The 18,077-nt window shown below is 63.9% G+C and carries 16 protein-coding genes; 12 read left to right on the plus strand and 4 right to left on the minus strand.

Annotated features, from left to right (window positions below; all coding sequences use genetic code 11):
* The first annotated feature begins 3 nt into the window (after positions 1-3).
* The 3 genes from lpxB (at position 4) to OKW30_RS07650 (ending at position 2,800) form a co-directional block, all read left to right on the plus strand.
* Positions 4-1,173, plus strand: a complete 1,170-nt coding sequence (gene lpxB, locus OKW30_RS07640) for a lipid-A-disaccharide synthase (RefSeq protein ID WP_429346407.1) — start codon at positions 4-6, stop codon at positions 1,171-1,173.
* On the plus strand, positions 1,170-1,919 hold the full coding sequence (rnhB, locus tag OKW30_RS07645; protein WP_429346408.1) for a ribonuclease HII: 750 nt from the start codon (positions 1,170-1,172) through the stop codon (positions 1,917-1,919). Before lpxB ends, rnhB begins: the two co-directional genes overlap by 4 nt.
* 92 nt (positions 1,920-2,011) lie before the next feature.
* Positions 2,012-2,800 (plus strand): TrmH family RNA methyltransferase, encoded by a 789-nt coding sequence (locus OKW30_RS07650; protein WP_184022645.1) that lies wholly within the window; start codon positions 2,012-2,014, stop codon positions 2,798-2,800.
* 58 nt (positions 2,801-2,858) lie between these two features.
* On the opposite strand, the gene ppsR is transcribed toward OKW30_RS07650, so the two are convergent.
* Entirely contained in the window at positions 2,859-3,674 is an 816-nt protein-coding gene (gene ppsR, locus OKW30_RS07655) for a posphoenolpyruvate synthetase regulatory kinase/phosphorylase PpsR (protein ID WP_184066329.1), read from the minus strand.
* 515 nt (positions 3,675-4,189) lie between these two features.
* Here ppsR and ppsA point away from each other — a divergent pair.
* The 3 genes from ppsA to OKW30_RS07670 all read left to right on the plus strand — a co-directional run bounded on the left by ppsA (position 4,190) and on the right by OKW30_RS07670 (position 8,201).
* Complete coding sequence (gene ppsA, locus OKW30_RS07660; protein WP_184066154.1) at positions 4,190-6,592, plus strand: phosphoenolpyruvate synthase; 2,403 nt, start codon at positions 4,190-4,192, stop codon at positions 6,590-6,592.
* A 118-nt stretch (positions 6,593-6,710) separates the two neighbouring features.
* Entirely contained in the window at positions 6,711-7,166 is a 456-nt protein-coding gene (locus tag OKW30_RS07665) for an NfeD family protein (protein ID WP_090805347.1), read from the plus strand.
* Between the two features lie 87 nt (positions 7,167-7,253).
* Positions 7,254-8,201, plus strand: a complete 948-nt coding sequence (locus OKW30_RS07670; RefSeq protein WP_184022647.1) for an SPFH domain-containing protein — start codon at positions 7,254-7,256, stop codon at positions 8,199-8,201.
* A gap of 100 nt (positions 8,202-8,301) precedes the next feature.
* Here the strand turns inward: OKW30_RS07670 and smpB are convergent, their stop codons facing one another.
* A complete protein-coding gene (gene smpB, locus OKW30_RS07675) occupies positions 8,302-8,748 on the minus strand; it encodes an SsrA-binding protein SmpB (RefSeq protein ID WP_013089686.1) in 447 nt (148 codons plus the stop codon).
* A 100-nt stretch (positions 8,749-8,848) separates the two neighbouring features.
* Between smpB and OKW30_RS07680 the strand changes: the two genes are divergently transcribed.
* A complete protein-coding gene (locus OKW30_RS07680) occupies positions 8,849-9,286 on the plus strand; it encodes a type II toxin-antitoxin system RatA family toxin (protein ID WP_018417666.1) in 438 nt (145 codons plus the stop codon).
* A complete protein-coding gene (locus OKW30_RS07685; RefSeq protein ID WP_184066151.1) occupies positions 9,283-9,615 on the plus strand; it encodes an RnfH family protein in 333 nt (110 codons plus the stop codon). Before OKW30_RS07680 ends, OKW30_RS07685 begins: the two co-directional genes overlap by 4 nt.
* 69 nt (positions 9,616-9,684) lie before the next feature.
* Here the strand turns inward: OKW30_RS07685 and OKW30_RS07690 are convergent, their stop codons facing one another.
* A complete protein-coding gene (locus OKW30_RS07690; protein ID WP_184066148.1) occupies positions 9,685-10,671 on the minus strand; it encodes a DMT family transporter in 987 nt (328 codons plus the stop codon).
* 317 nt (positions 10,672-10,988) lie between these two features.
* Between OKW30_RS07690 and guaB the strand changes: the two genes are divergently transcribed.
* The 3 genes from guaB to guaA all read left to right on the plus strand — a co-directional run bounded on the left by guaB (position 10,989) and on the right by guaA (position 14,998).
* Positions 10,989-12,449 (plus strand): IMP dehydrogenase, encoded by a 1,461-nt coding sequence (gene guaB, locus OKW30_RS07695; RefSeq protein ID WP_429346409.1) that lies wholly within the window; start codon positions 10,989-10,991, stop codon positions 12,447-12,449.
* 6 nt (positions 12,450-12,455) lie between these two features.
* Positions 12,456-13,199, plus strand: coding sequence for a hypothetical protein (locus tag OKW30_RS07700; RefSeq protein WP_429346410.1), 744 nt, complete (start codon positions 12,456-12,458; stop codon positions 13,197-13,199).
* Positions 13,200-13,414: 215 nt separating this feature from the next.
* Positions 13,415-14,998: a glutamine-hydrolyzing GMP synthase gene (gene guaA, locus OKW30_RS07705; RefSeq protein WP_429346411.1), complete on the plus strand. Its 1,584-nt coding sequence runs from the start codon at positions 13,415-13,417 to the stop codon at positions 14,996-14,998.
* Positions 14,999-15,580: 582 nt separating this feature from the next.
* Here guaA and OKW30_RS07710 read toward each other — a convergent pair.
* Positions 15,581-16,369 carry a hypothetical protein gene (locus OKW30_RS07710; RefSeq protein WP_429346412.1) on the minus strand — a complete coding sequence of 263 codons (789 nt, stop codon included), beginning with the start codon at positions 16,367-16,369 and terminating at the stop codon, positions 15,581-15,583.
* Between OKW30_RS07710 and OKW30_RS07715 the strand changes: the two genes are divergently transcribed.
* Positions 16,313-18,025 (plus strand): DEAD/DEAH box helicase, encoded by a 1,713-nt coding sequence (locus OKW30_RS07715; RefSeq protein WP_429346413.1) that lies wholly within the window; start codon positions 16,313-16,315, stop codon positions 18,023-18,025. The two genes, OKW30_RS07710 and OKW30_RS07715, sit on opposite strands and share 57 nt — an antisense overlap.
* Positions 18,026-18,077 lie beyond the last annotated feature (52 nt).

The raw sequence follows: 18,077 nt of genomic DNA on the forward strand, positions 1-18,077 counted from the left end.
CCGATGACGTTGCAACCCAGTCCGCTGCGCGTCGCGATGGTGGCCGGCGAGCCGTCCGGCGACCTGCTCGCCGCGTCGCTGCTCGACGGCCTCGCCAGCCGGTTGCCGGCCGCCACGCAGTACTACGGCATCGGCGGTCCGCGCATGATCGCTGCGGGTTTCGGCGCCCACTGGCCGATGGAAAAGCTGACGGTGCGCGGCTATGTCGAAGCACTGCGGCACATTCCTGAAATCCTCGGTATCCGCAACGAGCTCAAGCGTCAGCTGCTCGCCGAGCCGCCGTCCGTGTTCGTCGGCGTCGACGCGCCCGACTTCAATTTCGGGCTCGAGCACGCACTGCGCGAGGCCGGCATTCCGACCGTGCACTTCGTCTGCCCGTCCATCTGGGCGTGGCGTGGCGGGCGCATCAAAAAGATCGCCAAGGCCGTCGACCACATGCTGTGCGTGTTCCCGTTCGAAACCGCGCTGCTCGAAAAGGCGGGTGTCGCGGCGTCGTACGTCGGGCATCCGCTGGCCGATCAGATCCCGCTCGAACCCGACACCCTCGGTGCGCGCCGCGCACTCGGTCTCGCGGAAAGCGGGCCGGTGATCGCGGTGCTGCCGGGCAGCCGGCGCTCCGAGATCGATCTGATCGGCCCGACGTTCTTCGCGGCGATGGAGATGATGCAGCACCAGGAGCCCAGCGTGCGCTTCGTGATGCCGGCGGCGACGCCCGCGTTGCGCGCGTTGCTGCAGCCGCTCGTCGATGCACATCCGGGCCTCGTGCTGACCATCACCGAAGGCCAGTCGCAACTCGCGATGACCGCCGCCGACGCGATTCTCGTGAAGAGCGGCACCGTCACGCTCGAAGCCGCGCTGCTGAAAAAGCCGATGGTGATTTCGTACAAGGTGCCCTGGCTGACCGGCCAGATCATGCGCCGCCAGGGCTATCTGCCGTACGTCGGCCTGCCGAACATCCTGGCCGGGCGTTTCGTGGTGCCGGAGATCCTGCAGCACTTCGCGACGCCGCAGGCGCTCGCCGAGGCGACGCTGAAACAGTTGCGCGACGAGGCGAACCGGCGCACGCTGAAGGAAATCTTCACGGAGATGCATCACGTGCTGAAGCAGAACACCGCGCAGCGCGCGGCCGAAGTCGTGGCGAGCGTCGTCGAGCAGCGGGCAGGGCGGCCATGACCGCCGCGCGCGCGCCTCGCCGGAAGATGGCGGCCACCGTTCGGGTAGTGGCGCAAGCCGGCCTGAACTTCGAGAGCGCCGACGACATCGTCTGCGGCGTCGACGAGGCAGGGCGCGGACCGCTGGCCGGTCCGGTCGTCGCGGCGGCGGTGATTTTCGATCCCGCCAAACCGATGATCCGTGGCCTCGACGATTCGAAGGCACTGAGCGCACTCAAGCGCGAAGCGCTGTACGACAAGATCGTCGAGCGTGCGCTCGCGTACTGCGTCGCGTCGGCGACAGTCGAGGAAATCGATTCGCTGAACATCCTGCACGCCACCATGCTCGCGATGAAGCGCGCGGTCGAGGGCCTGTCGGTCGTGCCGACGCTCGTGAAGATCGACGGCAACCGTTGCCCGACGCTCAGCATCCGTAGCGAGGCGGTGATTGGCGGCGACGCGCTCGTGAAGAGCATCTCGGCGGCGTCGATTCTCGCGAAGGTCACGCGCGACCGCATGCTGGTCGAACTGCACCAGGCGTATCCGATGTACGGCTTCGACGCGCATGCCGGTTATGGCACGCCGCAGCATCTCGCGGCGCTGCGCGAGCATGGGCCGTGCGAGCATCATCGGCGATCGTTCGCGCCGGTGCGCGAAGCGCATTTGCGGTTCGGCACTGGCGTGCCGTTGCCGCCGGCGGACGCCGTCGTCGTGGCCGATGCGCTGCTGCTCGACGGCGATGCGTTCGGCGAAGCCGGCTTCGCGTGACCGACCCCATCAGCGCGGCTCGAGCGCGCTGCGCGCTTGCGTGCCGTTGATTGCCGCTGATTCCTTTTCCCTTCTCACCGCCTTCGCTGCCTGTGAAAGCCATCACCTCGCGGGATAATCCGCTCTACAAGCGCCTGAAGGCACTGGCCGGCTCGACGCATCAACAGCGCCGCAGCGGCCACGCGCTGCTCGAGGGCTTCCATCTCGCGAGCACGTATCTGGACGTCGCAGGTCAGCCGGAGCTATGCGTCGTCACCGACGGCGCGTTGCGTCACGACGAAGCGCAGGCGATCGTGTCACGGATCGACGAGCATCGGCTCGTGACGCTGCCGGATGCATTGTTCGGGCAGTTGTCGAATGTCGTGCATGGGGTCGGGATTCTGCTGCTCGTCGAGAAGCTCGACGCACCGCTGCCCGAGCGCGTCGAGCAAAACTGTCTCGTGCTCGACGGCGTGCAGGACGCGGGCAACGTCGGCTCGATTCTGCGCAGCGCAGCGGCTGCGGGTATCGAGCACGTGTTCTGCGCGCCGGGCACCGCATACGCGTGGTCGTCGAAGGTGCTGCGTTCCGGGATGGGCGCGCACTTCCTGTTGCAGATGCATGAGGATGTCGAAGCGCGTGCGCTGATCGAACGGCTCGCGGTACCGATCGTCATCACCGATTCGCACGGTGCCGAAGCGATCTATGACAGCGACCTGAGCAGGCCGCTCGCGTGGGTGTTCGGCAACGAAGGGGCGGGCGTGTCGCAGGCGTGGCGCGATGCCGTGTCGTTGCGGGTGACGATTCCGCAGCCCGGCGGTATGGAGTCGCTGAACGTGGCGGCCGCGGCGGCGGTCTGCGTGTTCGAGCAGTGCCGGCAGCAGCGCGGGCGCAAAAAGTAGAATTAAGTGGCGTTGCGAGGGCTCTGGCCCGGCAACGCAACGCCTGCTCGGCCATCCCTCAATACGACGGCCGATCCAGCTTGATCTCCTGCAGGATCGTCGTCGCGATCTCCTCGATCGACTTGTGCGTCGACGACAGCCACTTGATCCCCTCGCGCCGCATCATCGTTTCGGCTTCGTTGATCTCATAGCGGCAGTTTTCCGGCGCCGCATACTTGCTGCCCGGCCGCCGCTCGTTACGGATCTCCGACAGCCGCTGCGGATCGATCGACAAGCCGAACATCTTCTGTCGATGCTCGCGTAGCGGCGTCGGCAGCTTGCCGCGTTCGAAATCTTCAGGAATCAGCGGATAGTTCGCCGCTTTCACGCCGTACTGCATCGCCAGGTAAAGGCTCGTCGGCGTCTTGCCGCTGCGCGACACGCCGACGAGGATCACGTCGGCGTCTGCGAGATTGCGATTCGATTGACCGTCGTCGTGCGCGAGCGAGAAATTGATCGCCTCGATCCGGTTCTTGTACTCCTCGGTGTCCGCGTTCTGATGGCCGCGCCCCATCGCGTGGCTCGACTTCAGTTCCAGTTCCTGCTCGAGCGGCTCGACGAAGGTCTGGAACATGTCGAGCACGAGCGCGTTCGAACCCTTCACGATCTGATTCGACGAGCTATCGACCAGCGTGGTGAACACGATCGGTCGACGGCCGTCCTGCGCGACCGCTTCGTTGATCTTTTCGAGCGTTGCGTAGGCCTTCTCGGTCGAGTCGACGAATGGCACGCGGACCAGGCGGAATTTCTGGTCGAACTGGGAGAGGATCGAATGCGCGAAGGTTTCGGCAGTAATCCCGGTACCGTCTGAGACGATGAATACGGTGGGCGGCATCAGAGGAGCTGTGAACGTGAAAGGCAAATGAGCCGGAAAGCGCGAGCGCGACAACGCGCTCGAATCAAACCGCGCGGCGGCGGGCGCGCCGCGCTCGTGCCCCGCGCGGGCGGTCTCGCAAAAGCCGGCTGGCTCGGTCGGCGCGCGATTCGAGGCGCAATTCTCGACCGACTGCCACATTTCAGGAGTCGGCACGGTAGAATAGCGGCAACCTGTTGGATAAGCAATTGCAGGCGATTGGCCGCTAACTTGCCGCGAACGGTCGTTCAACGTCACGTTATCTAATGTCAATATGCATTGAACGCAACAGATCGAGCGGTAAGTCCGCTCAATCGCGTTCTTCGGTGCGTCCGCCTCGTGCTCCATGGCCGGCGCGCCATGCAACGCATCTCTGCCGTCCAGGCGATTGCTTATCTAACAGGTTGTGCAAGACACGGGGTCGAGGCTTCCAATGGGCTGCCCGTGTTCAAGCCCACTTGCACAGCCGTGAATTTCTTTCACACTTAGGGGCTTGTATGACTAACGCAGTTACCGTCGCAAAGGACAAGGCGTATGTAGTTCCGTTCGAGCAGTTGCGGATGACCGACGTGGAAATCGTCGGCGGCAAGAACGCGTCGCTGGGCGAGATGATCAGCCAGCTCGCCGAAGCCGGCGTGCGCGTGCCGACCGGCTTCGCGACCACCGCGCTCGCATTTCGTGACTTCCTGCAGCACAACAATCTGACCGAACGCATCGCCAAACGTCTCGAGACGCTCGACGTCGACGACGTGAAGGCGCTCGCCGAAGCGGGCAAGGAGATCCGTCAATGGATCGTCGACGCGCCGCTGCAGCCGCAGCTCGAGGCTGACATTCGCGTGGGGTTCGACACGTTGCAACAGAGCTCGCCCGAGGAACTGTCGTTTGCCGTGCGTTCATCCGCGACCGCGGAAGACCTGCCGGACGCATCGTTCGCCGGTCAGCAGGAAAGCTACCTGAACGTGGTCGGCATCGACGACGTGCTCGATCGCATGAAGCACGTGTTCGCGTCGCTGTATAACGACCGCGCCATCTCCTATCGCGTCCACAAGGGCTTCACGCATGCTGAAGTCGCGTTGTCGGCGGGCGTGCAGCGCATGGTGCGTTCGGACGTCGGCGCCGCGGGCGTGATGTTCACGTTGGACACCGAATCGGGCTTCAAGGACGCCGTCTTCATCACGTCGAGCTATGGCCTCGGCGAAACCGTCGTGCAGGGCGCGGTGAATCCGGACGAGTTCTACGTGTTCAAGACCACGCTCGCGCAGGGCAAGTACCCGATCATTCGCCGCTCGATCGGCTCGAAGCTGATCAAGATGGAGTTCACGAAGCCGGGCGAGCCGGGCCGCGTGAAGACCGTCGACGTCGCGCACGAACAGCGCAACCGCTTCTCGATCACCGACGAAGACGTGATCGAGCTCGCGAAGTACGCGGTGATCATCGAGAAGCACTACCAGCGTCCGATGGACATCGAGTGGGGCAAGGACGGCCGCGACGGCAAGATTTTCATCCTGCAGGCGCGTCCGGAAACGGTGAAGAGCCAGGGCGGCGGCAAGGCCGAGCAGCGCTTCAAGCTGAAGGGCCAGTCGGCCGTGCTGGCAACGGGCCGCGCGATCGGTCAGAAGATCGGCGCGGGTCCGGTGCGCGTGATCCACGACCCGTCGGAGATGGACCGCGTGCAGCCGGGCGACGTGCTCGTCGCCGACATGACCGACCCGAACTGGGAGCCGGTCATGAAGCGTGCGTCGGCGATCGTCACGAACCGTGGCGGCCGCACCTGCCATGCGGCGATCATCGCGCGTGAGCTGGGCGTGCCGGCCGTGGTCGGCTGCGGCGACGCGACCGACGTGCTGAAGGACGGCGCACTCGTCACCGTGTCATGTGCGGAAGGCGACGAAGGCAAGATCTACGACGGCCTGCTCGAAACCGAAATCACCGAAGTGCAGCGCGGCGAACTGCCGCCGATTCCGGTGAAGATCATGATGAACGTCGGCAATCCGCAGCTCGCATTCGACTTCTCGCAACTGCCGAACGCAGGTGTGGGTCTCGCGCGGCTCGAGTTCATCATCAACAACAACATCGGCGTGCACCCGAAGGCGATCCTGGAGTACCCGAACGTCGATCAGGACCTGAAGAAGGCGGTCGAAAGCGTCGCGCGCGGTCACGCGTCGCCGCGCGCGTTCTACGTCGACAAGCTGACCGAAGGTATCGCAACGATCGCGGCGGCGTTCTATCCGAAGCCCGTCATCGTGCGTATGTCGGACTTCAAGTCGAACGAGTACAAGAAGCTGATCGGTGGTTCGCGCTACGAGCCGGACGAGGAAAACCCGATGCTGGGTTTCCGCGGCGCGTCGCGCTATATCGCGGAAGACTTCGCCGAGGCGTTCCAGATGGAATGCGTCGCGCTGAAGAAGGTGCGTGAAGAGATGGGCCTCGACAACGTCGAGATCATGGTGCCGTTCGTGCGTACGCTGAAGCAGGCGGAGCGCGTGGTCGGGCTGCTCGCGAAGTTCGGCCTGAAGCGCGGCGAGAAGGGCCTGCGTCTGATCATGATGTGCGAAGTGCCGACGAACGCGATCCTCGCGGAAGAGTTCCTGCAGTACTTCGACGGATTCTCGATCGGCTCGAACGACCTGACGCAGCTCACGCTCGGCCTCGACCGCGACTCGGGCATGGAGCTGCTCGCGGTCGATTTCGACGAGCGTGATCCAGCGGTCAAGTTCCTGCTCAAGCGCGCGATCGAAACCTGTCTGCGTCTCGACAAGTACGTCGGTATCTGCGGCCAGGGGCCGTCGGATCATCCGGACTTCGCGCAATGGCTGACTGACGAAGGCATCGAGTCGATCTCGCTCAACCCCGACACGATCATCGATACGTGGCAGCAGCTGGCAAAGGCGAAGCAGTAACTCGCGAGGTATCGAATGCCGCTTTCGCAGGCGGCATTCGGCACGCGTTAAAGGCACGTGCGCTTCGTGCTATAAACACCCCGGTAGAACCGGGGTGTTTTGCTTTGTGGAGGTCGACGTGGCGCCTGGTGGACTGTTCTGGTGGATCGGGGCGGGTGTGCTTGTCGTGCTGGAGCTGATGAGCGGCACCTTCTATCTGTTGATGATCGCGTTCGGCTTCGTCGCGGCCGCGCTTGCGCGCATTGCCGGCGCCGGGACCGATCTGCAATTCGTAGTGGCGGCGCTGGTTGCGCTCGCGGCGGTCGTGGTGCTCAGACGCTCGCGCTTCGGCCGTCGTAGGCGCGAGCAGGCGTCGCGCAATCCGGATGTCAATCTGGATATCGGGCAGACGCTGAACGTGCCGGCCTGGCAGGGGCGCAAAGCACGCGCGACCTATCGTGGCGCGGCATGGGACATCGAGCTGGCCGCGGGCGAACCCGAAGACGCGCAGGTCTACGAGATCAAGGAGTTGCGGGGCAGTTGCCTCGTCGTCGTCGCGAGCCGGCAGCCGAAGGCGCGCGCGAGCGCGACCTGACGATCTGAGCGCCGGCCGCCCAAGCTGAAAACGCAGGCCCGACCAACCTGCGCACAACTATTCGAAGCAGAATCGGAGGGTAGCGATATGGATTCAACCATCGTCGGGGCAGTGCTGCTGATCGTCGTGATCGTGCTCGCGTCGCAGACCATCAAGATCGTGCCGCAGCAGCATGCGTGGGTGCTCGAGCGCCTCGGCCGTTATCACGCGACGCTGACGCCGGGTCTGAGCTTCGCGTTCCCGTTCGTCGACCGGGTCGCGTACAAGCACGTGCTGAAGGAAATTCCTCTCGAAGTGCCGAGCCAGGTCTGTATTACGCGCGACAACACGCAACTGCAGGTCGACGGTGTGCTGTATTTCCAGGTCACCGATCCGATGAAGGCATCGTACGGATCGAGCAACTTCGTGTTCGCGATCACGCAGTTGTCGCAGACCACGCTGCGCTCGGTCATCGGCAAGCTGGAGCTGGACCGGACCTTCGAGGAGCGCGATTTCATCAATCACAGCATCGTGTCCGCGCTGGACGAGGCGGCCGCGAACTGGGGCGTAAAAGTGCTGCGCTACGAGATCAAGGACCTGACGCCGCCAAAGGAAATCCTTCACGCGATGCAGGCGCAGATCACCGCCGAGCGCGAGAAACGCGCGCTGATCGCGGCATCGGAAGGGCGCAAGCAGGAGCAGATCAATATCGCGTCGGGCGGCCGCGAGGCGGCGATCCAGAAGTCCGAAGGCGAGCGTCAGGCAGCGATCAATCAGGCGCAGGGGCAGGCCGCGGCGATTCTGGCGGTAGCCGAGGCGAACGCGCAGGCGATCCAGAAGATCGCGGCGGCGATCCAGCTGAACGGCGGCATGGACGCGGTGAATCTGAAGGTGGCCGAACAGTACGTGAACGCGTTCTCGAACCTCGCCAGGCAGGGCACGACACTGATCGTGCCGGGCGACATGTCGAACATGAGTTCGATGATCGCGTCGGCGCTGACCATCGTGAACAGGAGCAAGGCGGCAGCGGAGCCGCCGCGCGGCGACTTGCGCTGACGAACGGGCAATGCATGCGCAATGAGTGCGTGACGTAAAAGCAAATGGCCCGCACATCGATGCGCGGGCCATTTTTGCATGAGCCGGAAACGAATCGCGTTCAGGTCGGCGAGCGCATCAAGCGCGCCTTCTCGCGCTCCCAGTCGCGCTTCTTCTCGGTCTCGCGCTTGTCGTGCATCTTCTTGCCCTTCGCGAGACCGATCTCGCATTTGACGCGACCGTTCTTGTAGTGAAAATTCAGCGGCACGAGCGTGTAGCCGCGCTGCTCGACCTTGCCGATCAGCTTGCTGATCTCCTCGCTATGCAGGAGCAGCTTGCGCGTGCGCACCGGATCGGGATGGATGTGCGTCGACGCTTCGGGCAGTGGGCTGATGTGCGTGCCGATCAGGAACAGCTCGCCGTTGCGGATCACCACGTAGCCTTCCTTGATCTGGCCGCGCCCGGCGCGCAACGCCTTGACCTCCCATCCTTCGAGCACGAGGCCTGCCTCATAGCGTTCCTCGACCGAGTAGTCGTAGAAGGCTTTTCTGTTGTCTATGATGCTCATGAATGGAAAGTGCCCAACTCGTTTAAAATCACGATTTTAGCAAAGCGGGGCAAGGAAAGCCCGCGGCGCTCGTCCACCGTTGCCACGCGCTGTTCAATTTATGGCAGATGTCCAGAAAACCGTTTTGATTCGCCACTCGGCGGAGCAGATGTTCGACCTCGTCACCGACGTCGACGATTACCCCAAGTTCCTGCCATGGTGCGGGGGCATCGAAATCCGTCACCGGGACGATACCAGCATGGAGGCGAGGATCGATATCAACTTCAAGGGCATCAAGCAGCACTTCGCCACGCGCAACTCGATGGAGCGCCCCACGCGCATCGACATGGAATTCGCCGACGGTCCGTTTCGCAAGTTCACCGGTTTCTGGCGCTTCACGCCGCTGCGCGCCGATGCGTGCAAGATCGAATTCGCGCTGCACTACGAGTTCACCAGCATCCTGCTCGAGAAGATCATCGGGCCGGTGTTCAATCACATCGCCAATACCTTCGTCGAATCTTTCGTGAAGCGCGCCAACCAGCGCTATGGTCAGTCATGAGCACGCGGCTAACGGTCGAGGTCTGCTATGCGCTCGCTGCCGAGCAGGCGCTGATTGCGGTCGAGTTGCCCGCGGGCGCGACGCTGCAACAGGCGATCGGCGCAAGCGGGATTCTGCAGCGCTTTCCGTCGATCGATCTGAACACGCAGAAGGTGGGCGTGTTCGGCAAGCTCAAACCGCTCGATACAGTGCTGGCGGACCATGATCGCGTCGAGATTTACCGACCGTTGCTGGTGGATCCGAAGGTGTCGCGCCAACGCCGCGTCGAAAAGACACGCAAGGCGGGGTCGATCGAGGGGCGGCGTTGGTTGAACAAGGATTCGCGCTAGGCGGCGCTAGTTGGGGGGCGGCGGACTTTTTCGCGCGCCGCCCGTCTTGCATCATCGCGTCACATCACCTCAAGGCGCCGCCGTCTGCGCCTTATCGTTCATGCCCTCGATGCGCGCCGCACCCGACGAATCGTCGTCCGAATGCCGGCGCACCGACCACCAGACCCCCGCCACCAGCAGCAGGATCGCCGCGAGTTCGAGCGGGCGCGGCAGGCGCTCGTCGTAAATGAACGCGTAAAGCAGCGCGAACAGCGTCTCGAACACGATCATCTGGCCGGACAGCGTTAGCGGCAGCCGTTTTGCCGCGGCATTCCACAGGCCGTTGCCGAGCCACGACGCGCCGATCGCGAGTGCGAGGTTGAGCAGCCAGAACGTGTGCCAGCGCGGGTCGGCCAACTCACCCTGCGGGCCGCCCGACGGCAGCACCGCGACCACGAGCCACAACGCGCCGCCGAGCGCGCCAGTCACGACGCCCCACAGCACCGACCACTCATTGCCGCTGAAATGCGTCTGACGCTGCAGGTAACGGGCGTTCTCGACCGCGAACCAGGTCCAGCAGATGAGCGCGCCCACCGCGCAGGCCACGCCGAGCAGGCGCGTCGCGATGCTCACCGGCGCCGCGCCGGCCACCGTAAAGACGTCGATATTGATGCAGACGATGCCCGCCATCACGGTCGCGAGCGGCCATGCGAGGCGCGCGAGCGGCACCGCGCCGTGATCGCGCCGGCCGACCAGCGTGACCGTGACCGGCAGCACGCCGACGATCAGCGAGGCCGGCGCGATTCCGATCAGGTGCACGGCGGCCGTCAGCAGCAGGTAATAGACGATATTGCCGGCCAGCGCGAGCTTGACGAGCGCGATCAGATCCTCGCGGCTCAGCCGTTTGGCGAGCGAACGCGCGATCGGCAGCGCCGCGGCGAGCGACACGACGCCGTACATCGAGTAGCGGCCGGCGACGAGCAGGAGCGGGGAGAAGTCGGGCAGCACCCGCGGCACCAGAAACACCATGCCCCACAAGGCTCCGGCCATGACGCCATAGACGACACCGCGCTGCATCGACTGCCTCTGCTGGATAAACTGGAATGGCCGGCAGAATAGCGGTTTTGCGAGCAGGGCGTCTTGTTCGATCCTGCATTCGGACCGCTCGACCGCCGCTCGACAGGGTACGTGCCGCGAAAATGCCGCCGGCTCTGCCCCGATTTCGCCTGCGAACGCGCAATCGAAACCCGTTCGAACCCGACGCGAACAGGCAAGCGAAATCGACGCATGCCGGAGCGGCAAAAAATCGTCTGAAATTCGCTAAGCTGCTGTTCGCGCAGTGAAAACCGGGGTGGTATCGCGTATAATTCGCTTTTGCGCCTATAGGATTTGCCATGCGTCTGATCCAAACAGCACTCACGTTCGATGACGTGCTCCTCGTCCCGGCCTTCTCCGATGTTCTGCCGCGCGACACCAGCCTCAAGACCCGGCTGACCCGCAACATCTCCCTCAATATGCCGCTCGTGTCCGCCGCGATGGACACGGTCACCGAAGCACGTCTGGCAATCGCCATGGCGCAAATGGGCGGCGTCGGCATCATCCACAAGAACCTCACGCCGGCCGAGCAGGCGCGTGAAGTCGCGAAGGTCAAGCGTTTCGAGTCGGGCGTCGTGCGCGATCCGATCACCGTGCCGCCGCATATGAAAGTGCGCGACGTGATCGCACTGTCGCGCCAGCATGGCATTTCGGGCTTCCCGGTCGTCGAGGGCTCGCAGCTCGTCGGCATCGTGACGAATCGCGACCTGCGCTTCGAAGAGCGTCTGGACGAGCCGGTGCGCAACATCATGACGCCGCGCGAGCGCCTCGTCACCGTCAAGGAAGGCACGCCGCTCGCCGAAGCGAAGGCGCTGATGCACAGCCACCGCCTCGAGCGCGTGCTGGTCATCAACGACGCATTCGAACTGCGCGGCCTGATGACCGTCAAGGACATCACCAAGCAGACCGAGCACCCGGATGCATGCAAGGACGAGCACGGCAAGCTGCGCGCGGGCGCGGCGGTCGGCGTCGGCGCGGACAACGAAGAGCGCGTCGAGCTGCTCGTGCAGGCCGGCGTCGACGTGATCGTCGTCGATACCGCGCATGGCCACAGCAAGGGCGTGCTCGAGCGCGTCAAGTGGGTCAAGCAGAACTTCCCGCACGTCGAGGTGATCGGCGGCAACATCGCAACCGCCGCGGCCGCCAGGGCGCTCGTCGAACACGGCGCGGACGGCGTCAAGGTCGGTATCGGCCCGGGCTCCATCTGCACGACGCGAATCGTCGCAGGCGTCGGCGTGCCGCAGGTCACCGCTATCTCCAACGTGTCCGAAGCGCTGAACGGCACCGGCGTGCCGGTCATCGCCGACGGCGGCGTGCGCTTCTCGGGCGACGTCAGCAAGGCGCTCGCGGCGGGCGCCAGCGCGGTCATGATGGGCAGCATGTTCGCCGGTACCGAGGAGTCGCCGGGCGAGGTATTCCTGTACCAGGGCCGCCAGTACAAGTCGTACCGTGGCATGGGCTCGGTCGGCGCCATGAAGGACGGCGCGGCGGACCGCTACTTCCAGGACAACTCGGCCAACATCGACAAGCTGGTGCCGGAAGGCATCGAAGGTCGCGTCGCGTACAAGGGTTCGGTCAACGCGATCCTGTTCCAGCTGATCGGCGGCGTGCGCGCGAGCATGGGCTACTGCGGCTGCCGAACCATCGCCGAAATGAACGAGAAGGCCGAGTTCGTGCAGATCACCGGTGCGGGCCTGCGCGAGTCGCATGTGCACGATGTGCAAATCACCAAGGAAGCGCCCAACTACCACGTGGACTAAACGCCCATGAAGCCACTGCTGCGCGTTGTACTGATCCTCGATGCGTTGTTGCTGCTGGCGCTCGGGCTGCTGTTCGTGCTGACGCCGTGGACCTCGCTGTACGACGCGTTGCAACTGGTGCCAACGGAGCCGATGCTGGTCGGCCAGGCGTTCGGCGTCGCGCTGATCGGGCTCGCGTGGCTCGCGGTGCATGCGTCGTTCGACGGGGCGCTGACCTCGACGGTCGCGAAGGTCGTCGGTCATGTGCACTGGCTGATCGGCGTGCTGATGCTGGTCTGGCTGCTCGGGCTGCATACGCCGTCGCTGACCGGTTTCGGCCAGATGGTGGCGGTGCTGGCCGGTGTCGTGCTGGTGGTGATCGGGCTCGGCGGCGTGCGACTGTCGGGTGCGGTGCGGCGGCGCGAGAAGGGGATCGTGGTCAAGCCCTCGTCGAGCAAGGCCGACAGTCGTGCCGATAAGCGTGCCGCGAAAGAAGCCGAAAAGGATGCCGCACGGCAGCGTGAACCCGAACGCGACAACGCGCGCGAGCCACGTGCCTCAGCGGGCTTTCCGGTCTATCACGCCGAGCCGGTGCCAGAGCCCGTCGTGCCGGTCACGCGGCCGGCCAATCCGGCTGCCGCGGCTTCCGTTGCCACTACCGCGCCGCTTCATCCGGCCGCAAGCGAGCCCGGCCTGAGCGAGTCCGAACGCGCTGCGCGCGACACCAGCAACGACGTGCCCGGCGCACCCCGCCCGCCGTTTCATGATTGAAGCGCCGCGCGCGAGGCCGTTTGCCGAAGCTACCGGATTTCGTTCGCGCGCATCGCAGGCGGCGAGTTCCGTGGTTGGCCGCGCCCTTGTGCTTCATCGTAATGTTGGCTGTCCGCGCCGCGCCAAGACCGTCGCCGCGCGGACCGCTTTGAATTCGACGCCGCGCCTCGCGCGCGGCATTCCGTATCCGCTCACTTCTGATTCCGTCCGCTGCCATGCATGACAAGATCCTGATTCTCGACTTCGGTTCGCAAGTCACCCAACTGATTGCACGTCGCGTTCGCGAAGCCAACGTGTATTCGGAAATCCATCCGTACGACGTCGACGCGTCGTTCATCCGCGACTTCGCGCCGAAGGGCGTGATTCTGTCGGGCGGCCCGCGCTCGGTCACCGAGGAAGACACGCCGCGCGTGCCGCAAGCCGTGTTCGAACTCGGCGTGCCGGTGCTCGGCATCTGCTACGGCATGCAGGCGATGGCGCAGCAGCTCGGCGGCAAGGTCGACATCGGTCATCTGCGCGAATTCGGCTACGCCGAAGTGCGCGCGCGCAACCATACGAGCCTGCTCGAAGGCATCAGCGACTTCACCACGTCCGAAGGCCACGGCATGCTGAAGGTATGGATGAGCCACGGCGACAAGGTGCTGGAGATGCCGCCGGGTTTCGCACTGATGGCATCGACGGAATCGTGCCCGATCGCCGCGATGGCCGACGAGCAGCGCCGCTTCTATGGCCTGCAATGGCATCCGGAAGTCACGCACACGGTGCAGGGCCGCGCGATGCTCGAGCGCTTCGTGCTGCAGATCTGCGGCGCGAAGGCCGATTGGGAAATGGGCCACTACATCGACGAAGCCGTCGCGAAGATTCGCGAGCAGGTCGGTAACGAGCACGTCATTCTGGGCTTGTCGGGCGGCGTGGATTCGTCGGTGGCGGCGGCGCTGCTGCACCGCGCGATCGGCGATCAACTGACCTGCGTGTTCGTCGACCATGGCCTGCTGCGCCTGAACGAAGCCGAGCAGGTGATGGCGCTGTTCGCCGATCACCTTGGCGTGAAGGTGATTCACGTCGACGCGAGCGAAGCATTCCTCGGCAAGCTCGCCGGCGTGACCGATCCTGAAGCGAAGCGCAAGATCATCGGCGCGGAGTTCGTCGAAGTGTTCCAGGCCGAAGCCGGCAAGCTGACCGACGCGAAGTGGCTGGCACAAGGCACGATCTATCCGGACGTGATCGAATCGGCGGGCAAGGGCAAGAAGGCCGCGCAAACCATCAAGAGCCACCACAACGTCGGTGGTCTGCCGGAGACGCTGAACCTGAAGCTGCTCGAACCGCTGCGCGAGCTGTTCAAGGACGAAGTGCGCGAGCTTGGCGTGAAGCTGGGTCTGCCGCACTCGATGGTGTATCGCCATCCGTTCCCGGGTCCGGGGCTGGGCGTGCGGATCCTCGGCGAAGTGAAGCGCGATTTCGCGGACCTGCTGCGCCGCGCGGACGCGATTTTCATCGAGACGCTGCGCAACACGATCGACAAGGAAACCGGCAAGTCGTGGTACGACCTGACGAGCCAGGCGTTCGCGGTGTTCCTGCCGGTCAAGAGCGTCGGCGTGATGGGCGACGGGCGCACCTACGAGTACGTCGTCGCGTTGCGCGCGGTGCAGACGCTCGACTTCATGACCGCGCATTGGGCGCATCTGCCGCATGAACTGCTTGGGCATGTGTCGAACCGGATCATCAACGAAGTGCGCGGGATCAACCGGGTCGTCTACGACATCTCGGGGAAGCCGCCTGCGACGATCGAGTGGGAATGAGGGTAAAAATATCTCAATTAAATCAATGGCTTACGAGGCGTGTTCGGATTGCCTATCAGAGTGCAACGTTGCCTCTAAGTATTTGATTTTTAATGAGTATCTCCACCATTCCGTAGAAAGCTGGGCGTATTTGACGGTATCAAAGACGGCACAAGTGTCGGTAAACCGGACGGTATGGTTCCGTTCGAAATTCGGGTTTCAATTGTTACCGTCATGCGATTCTGGGCATGACGGTAAAGTTTTCCCCGAAAAGCTAGACTCCGCGTGGGTTTGCGGGCGTCTGTAGGTCTTGTGGTTGGTGAATGTGGTAGTGCCGGTGCTGAGTGCCACCTTGTGTGTCGAATCTGCGGGCGATGGAGGACGAGGCCCGGGATATACTGTGTGTCCTCTTTTTTACCGAGCCGGTAGGCAATCAACGACGCGTTACGGACTCGATCCGGGGGCGGATTCAGCCGTTGGCGGATTGACTGGATCTGCCCGCGTGGGAGGCAATCCGAGACCCGCTGGACTTCGCATTGTTGGAGCGGGCCGGTCGCGCAAATATCACGTCAAGTCATGACTAGCAAACACTCTTCCACCAAGTCACGTCGATCCTCGAAGCTTTCCCGCATCCACGCCCCCGATCACATGTCGCCCGCCGACTGGCAGCGCGCCTTGCGTCGGCAATTCGGGCAAGAGCAAGCGTTCTCGCTGGAGAATCTCGGGACGGAGACGTATTTCTCCGAATTCCGCGTCGGCAATCCGGAGTCGAACTTCAGCTATCGCGTGTCGATTCGTGGGACCTGCCCGGGCGACAACTTTTGCGACTGTCCCGATTACGCCACCAACGAACTCGGCACCTGCAAGCACATTGAATTTACCTTGTCGCGACTGCTGCGCAAGCGAGGCGCAAAGGCGGCCTTCGCCCGTGGTTATCAGCCCGCATTCTCGGAGCTGTATTTGCGAAACGAGGGAGGGCGAGCGGTCCATTTTCGCGCCGGCGCGGATTGTCCGGCAAAGGTAGCCAAAGCGGCCGCCGCTTTGTTCGACGAGTCTCGGCGATGGCATCTGCCGGAGGACCGTTTCGACGATCTCGGGCGCTTTCTCTCCAGGGTGGCGAAGGCCGGGCACGAATTGCGCGCCCATGACGACGCGCTCGATTTCATCGCCGGCCGAAACGATGCGGCGCGGCGTGCCGGGATGCTCGACGGGCAGTTTCCGCAAGGAGGGGCGACGCCCTCGCTGAAGAAGCTGCTCAAGGTGCCGCTCTATCCGTACCAGGCCGAAGGCGCATTGTTCGCCGTGCGTGCCGGGCGCGCCTTGATCGGCGACGAAATGGGCCTCGGCAAGACGGTGCAGGCCGTCGCGGCGGCGGAAATCCTGATCCGGCATTTTGGCGTGTCGAAAGTGCTGGTGATTTGCCCGACTTCGCTCAAGTATCAGTGGCAGAGCGAGATCACGCGGTTCTCCGGCCACGCTTCGAGGGTAGTCGCGGGCGGCCTTGCCCAGAGGCGGGGCGAATATGCGGCCCAGGATCTCTACAAGATCACCAACTATGAGAAGCTGAAATCGGACCTTGACGTGATTTCCGCGTGGGCGCCGGAGCTGGTCATCGTCGACGAGGCGCAGCGCATCAAGAACTGGAACACCATTGCGGCGAAGGCTCTCAAGCGAATCGACAGCCCCTATGCCGTCGTGCTGACGGGAACGCCTCTCGAAAACAAGCTGGAGGAACTCGTTTCCATCGTTCAATTCGTCGACCAGCACCGTCTCGGGCCCACGTGGAAGCTGCTGCACGAACATCAGGTCAAGGACGAGGCGGGACGCGTGACAGGATACACGGGCCTCGAGAAGATCAGCCAGACCCTGGCACCGATCATGATACGGCGTCGCAAGTCCGAGGTGCTGCTGCAGTTGCCCGGGCGCACCGACCAGAATCTGCTGGTGCCCATGACCGAGCTGCAGATGGCGTATCACACGGAAAACGCGGACATCGTGGCCAAAATCGTCCGGCGCTGGCGTAACACCAGGTTTCTGTCGGATCAGGACCAGCGGCGCCTCACCTGCGCTTTGCAGAACATGCGCATGTCGTGCAACAGCACCTATCTGCTGGACCAGGAAACCGATCATGGCGTGAAGGCCGACGAGCTGGCGACGTTGTTCGAGTCGCTTTTCACGCAGCCGGACGAGAAAGTCGTGGTGTTCAGCCAATGGACGCGCACGCATGAGATAGTCATTCGCCGGCTCAAGAAGCTCGGCATCGGCTACGTCAGCTTCCATGGCGGCGTGCCGTCGGAAAATCGGCCCGCGCTGGTGCAGCGCTTTCGGGACGATTCGGACTGTCGGGTATTTCTGTCGACGGACGCAGGTAGCACGGGGCTCAACCTCCAGCACGCGGCGACGCTCGTGAACATGGATCTGCCGTGGAACCCGGCGGTGCTGGAACAGCGCATCGCGCGCATCTATCGGTTGGGCCAGAAAAAGCCGGTACAAGTCGTCAATTACATCGCGAAGGGAACGATCGAGGAGGGCATGCTGTCGGTGCTGGCTTTCAAGCGCTCGCTGGCGGAAGGCATCCTCGATGGCGGCGCCAGCGAAATTCTGCTCGGTGGTTCGCGCCTGACCCGCTTCATGAAGGATGTCGAAAACGTCGCGGGGCGCATGGGAGAGAGCGAGGTCATGGCCGCGGCGGAGGAAGCCGCGAGCGGCGCAGTCGTGTCCGGCGACGCGGCGCGTGACGCGAGCGTCGTGGAAACCGATTTCGCCGGTACCGGAGAGCGGCCTCAAGCTTCGACCATCGATACAGCGCCACGAGGCGCGTCCCTCGAACCGTGGTCAGGGTTGCTGCAGTTCGGCGCGGCGCTGGCGTCGGCGTTGAATGAGCCGGGCGACGGCGCGGTTGCCGCACACCCGTGGGTCGAGCGCGATGCCGTGACGGGCGCGCGAAGTCTCAGGTTGCCGCTGCCATCTCCCGAGACGGCAAGACGACTGGCTGAGGTGCTGTCGACGATCTCGGATGCTCTGCTGCGCAACGGCAGCGCAAACTAGAGTCGCTGAACGTGGGAGTTGGGGCAGGCATCTTCGAGGCGGCCTGCTTCGA

It is taken from the genome of Paraburkholderia sp. Clong3 (assembly GCF_050436485.1).
Lineage (GTDB): Bacteria > Pseudomonadota > Gammaproteobacteria > Burkholderiales > Burkholderiaceae > Paraburkholderia > Paraburkholderia tuberum.

Coding starts and splice junctions, on each gene's coding strand:
- lpxB (WP_429346407.1), top strand. CDS start 4: ATGACGTTGCAACCCAGTCCGCTGCGCGTCGCGATGGTGGCCGGCGAG.
- rnhB (WP_429346408.1), top strand. CDS start 1,170: ATGACCGCCGCGCGCGCGCCTCGCCGGAAGATGGCGGCCACCGTTCGG.
- ppsR (WP_184066329.1), bottom strand. CDS start 3,674: ATGCCGCCCACCGTATTCATCGTCTCAGACGGTACCGGGATTACTGCC.
- ppsA (WP_184066154.1), top strand. CDS start 4,190: ATGACTAACGCAGTTACCGTCGCAAAGGACAAGGCGTATGTAGTTCCG.
- OKW30_RS07670 (WP_184022647.1), top strand. CDS start 7,254: ATGGATTCAACCATCGTCGGGGCAGTGCTGCTGATCGTCGTGATCGTG.
- smpB (WP_013089686.1), bottom strand. CDS start 8,748: ATGAGCATCATAGACAACAGAAAAGCCTTCTACGACTACTCGGTCGAG.
- OKW30_RS07680 (WP_018417666.1), top strand. CDS start 8,849: ATGGCAGATGTCCAGAAAACCGTTTTGATTCGCCACTCGGCGGAGCAG.
- OKW30_RS07685 (WP_184066151.1), top strand. CDS start 9,283: ATGAGCACGCGGCTAACGGTCGAGGTCTGCTATGCGCTCGCTGCCGAG.
- OKW30_RS07690 (WP_184066148.1), bottom strand. CDS start 10,671: ATGCAGCGCGGTGTCGTCTATGGCGTCATGGCCGGAGCCTTGTGGGGC.
- guaB (WP_429346409.1), top strand. CDS start 10,989: ATGCGTCTGATCCAAACAGCACTCACGTTCGATGACGTGCTCCTCGTC.
- OKW30_RS07700 (WP_429346410.1), top strand. CDS start 12,456: ATGAAGCCACTGCTGCGCGTTGTACTGATCCTCGATGCGTTGTTGCTG.
- guaA (WP_429346411.1), top strand. CDS start 13,415: ATGCATGACAAGATCCTGATTCTCGACTTCGGTTCGCAAGTCACCCAA.
- OKW30_RS07715 (WP_429346413.1), top strand. CDS start 16,313: ATGGGCCTCGGCAAGACGGTGCAGGCCGTCGCGGCGGCGGAAATCCTG.
- OKW30_RS07710 (WP_429346412.1), bottom strand. CDS start 16,369: ATGCCGGATCAGGATTTCCGCCGCCGCGACGGCCTGCACCGTCTTGCC.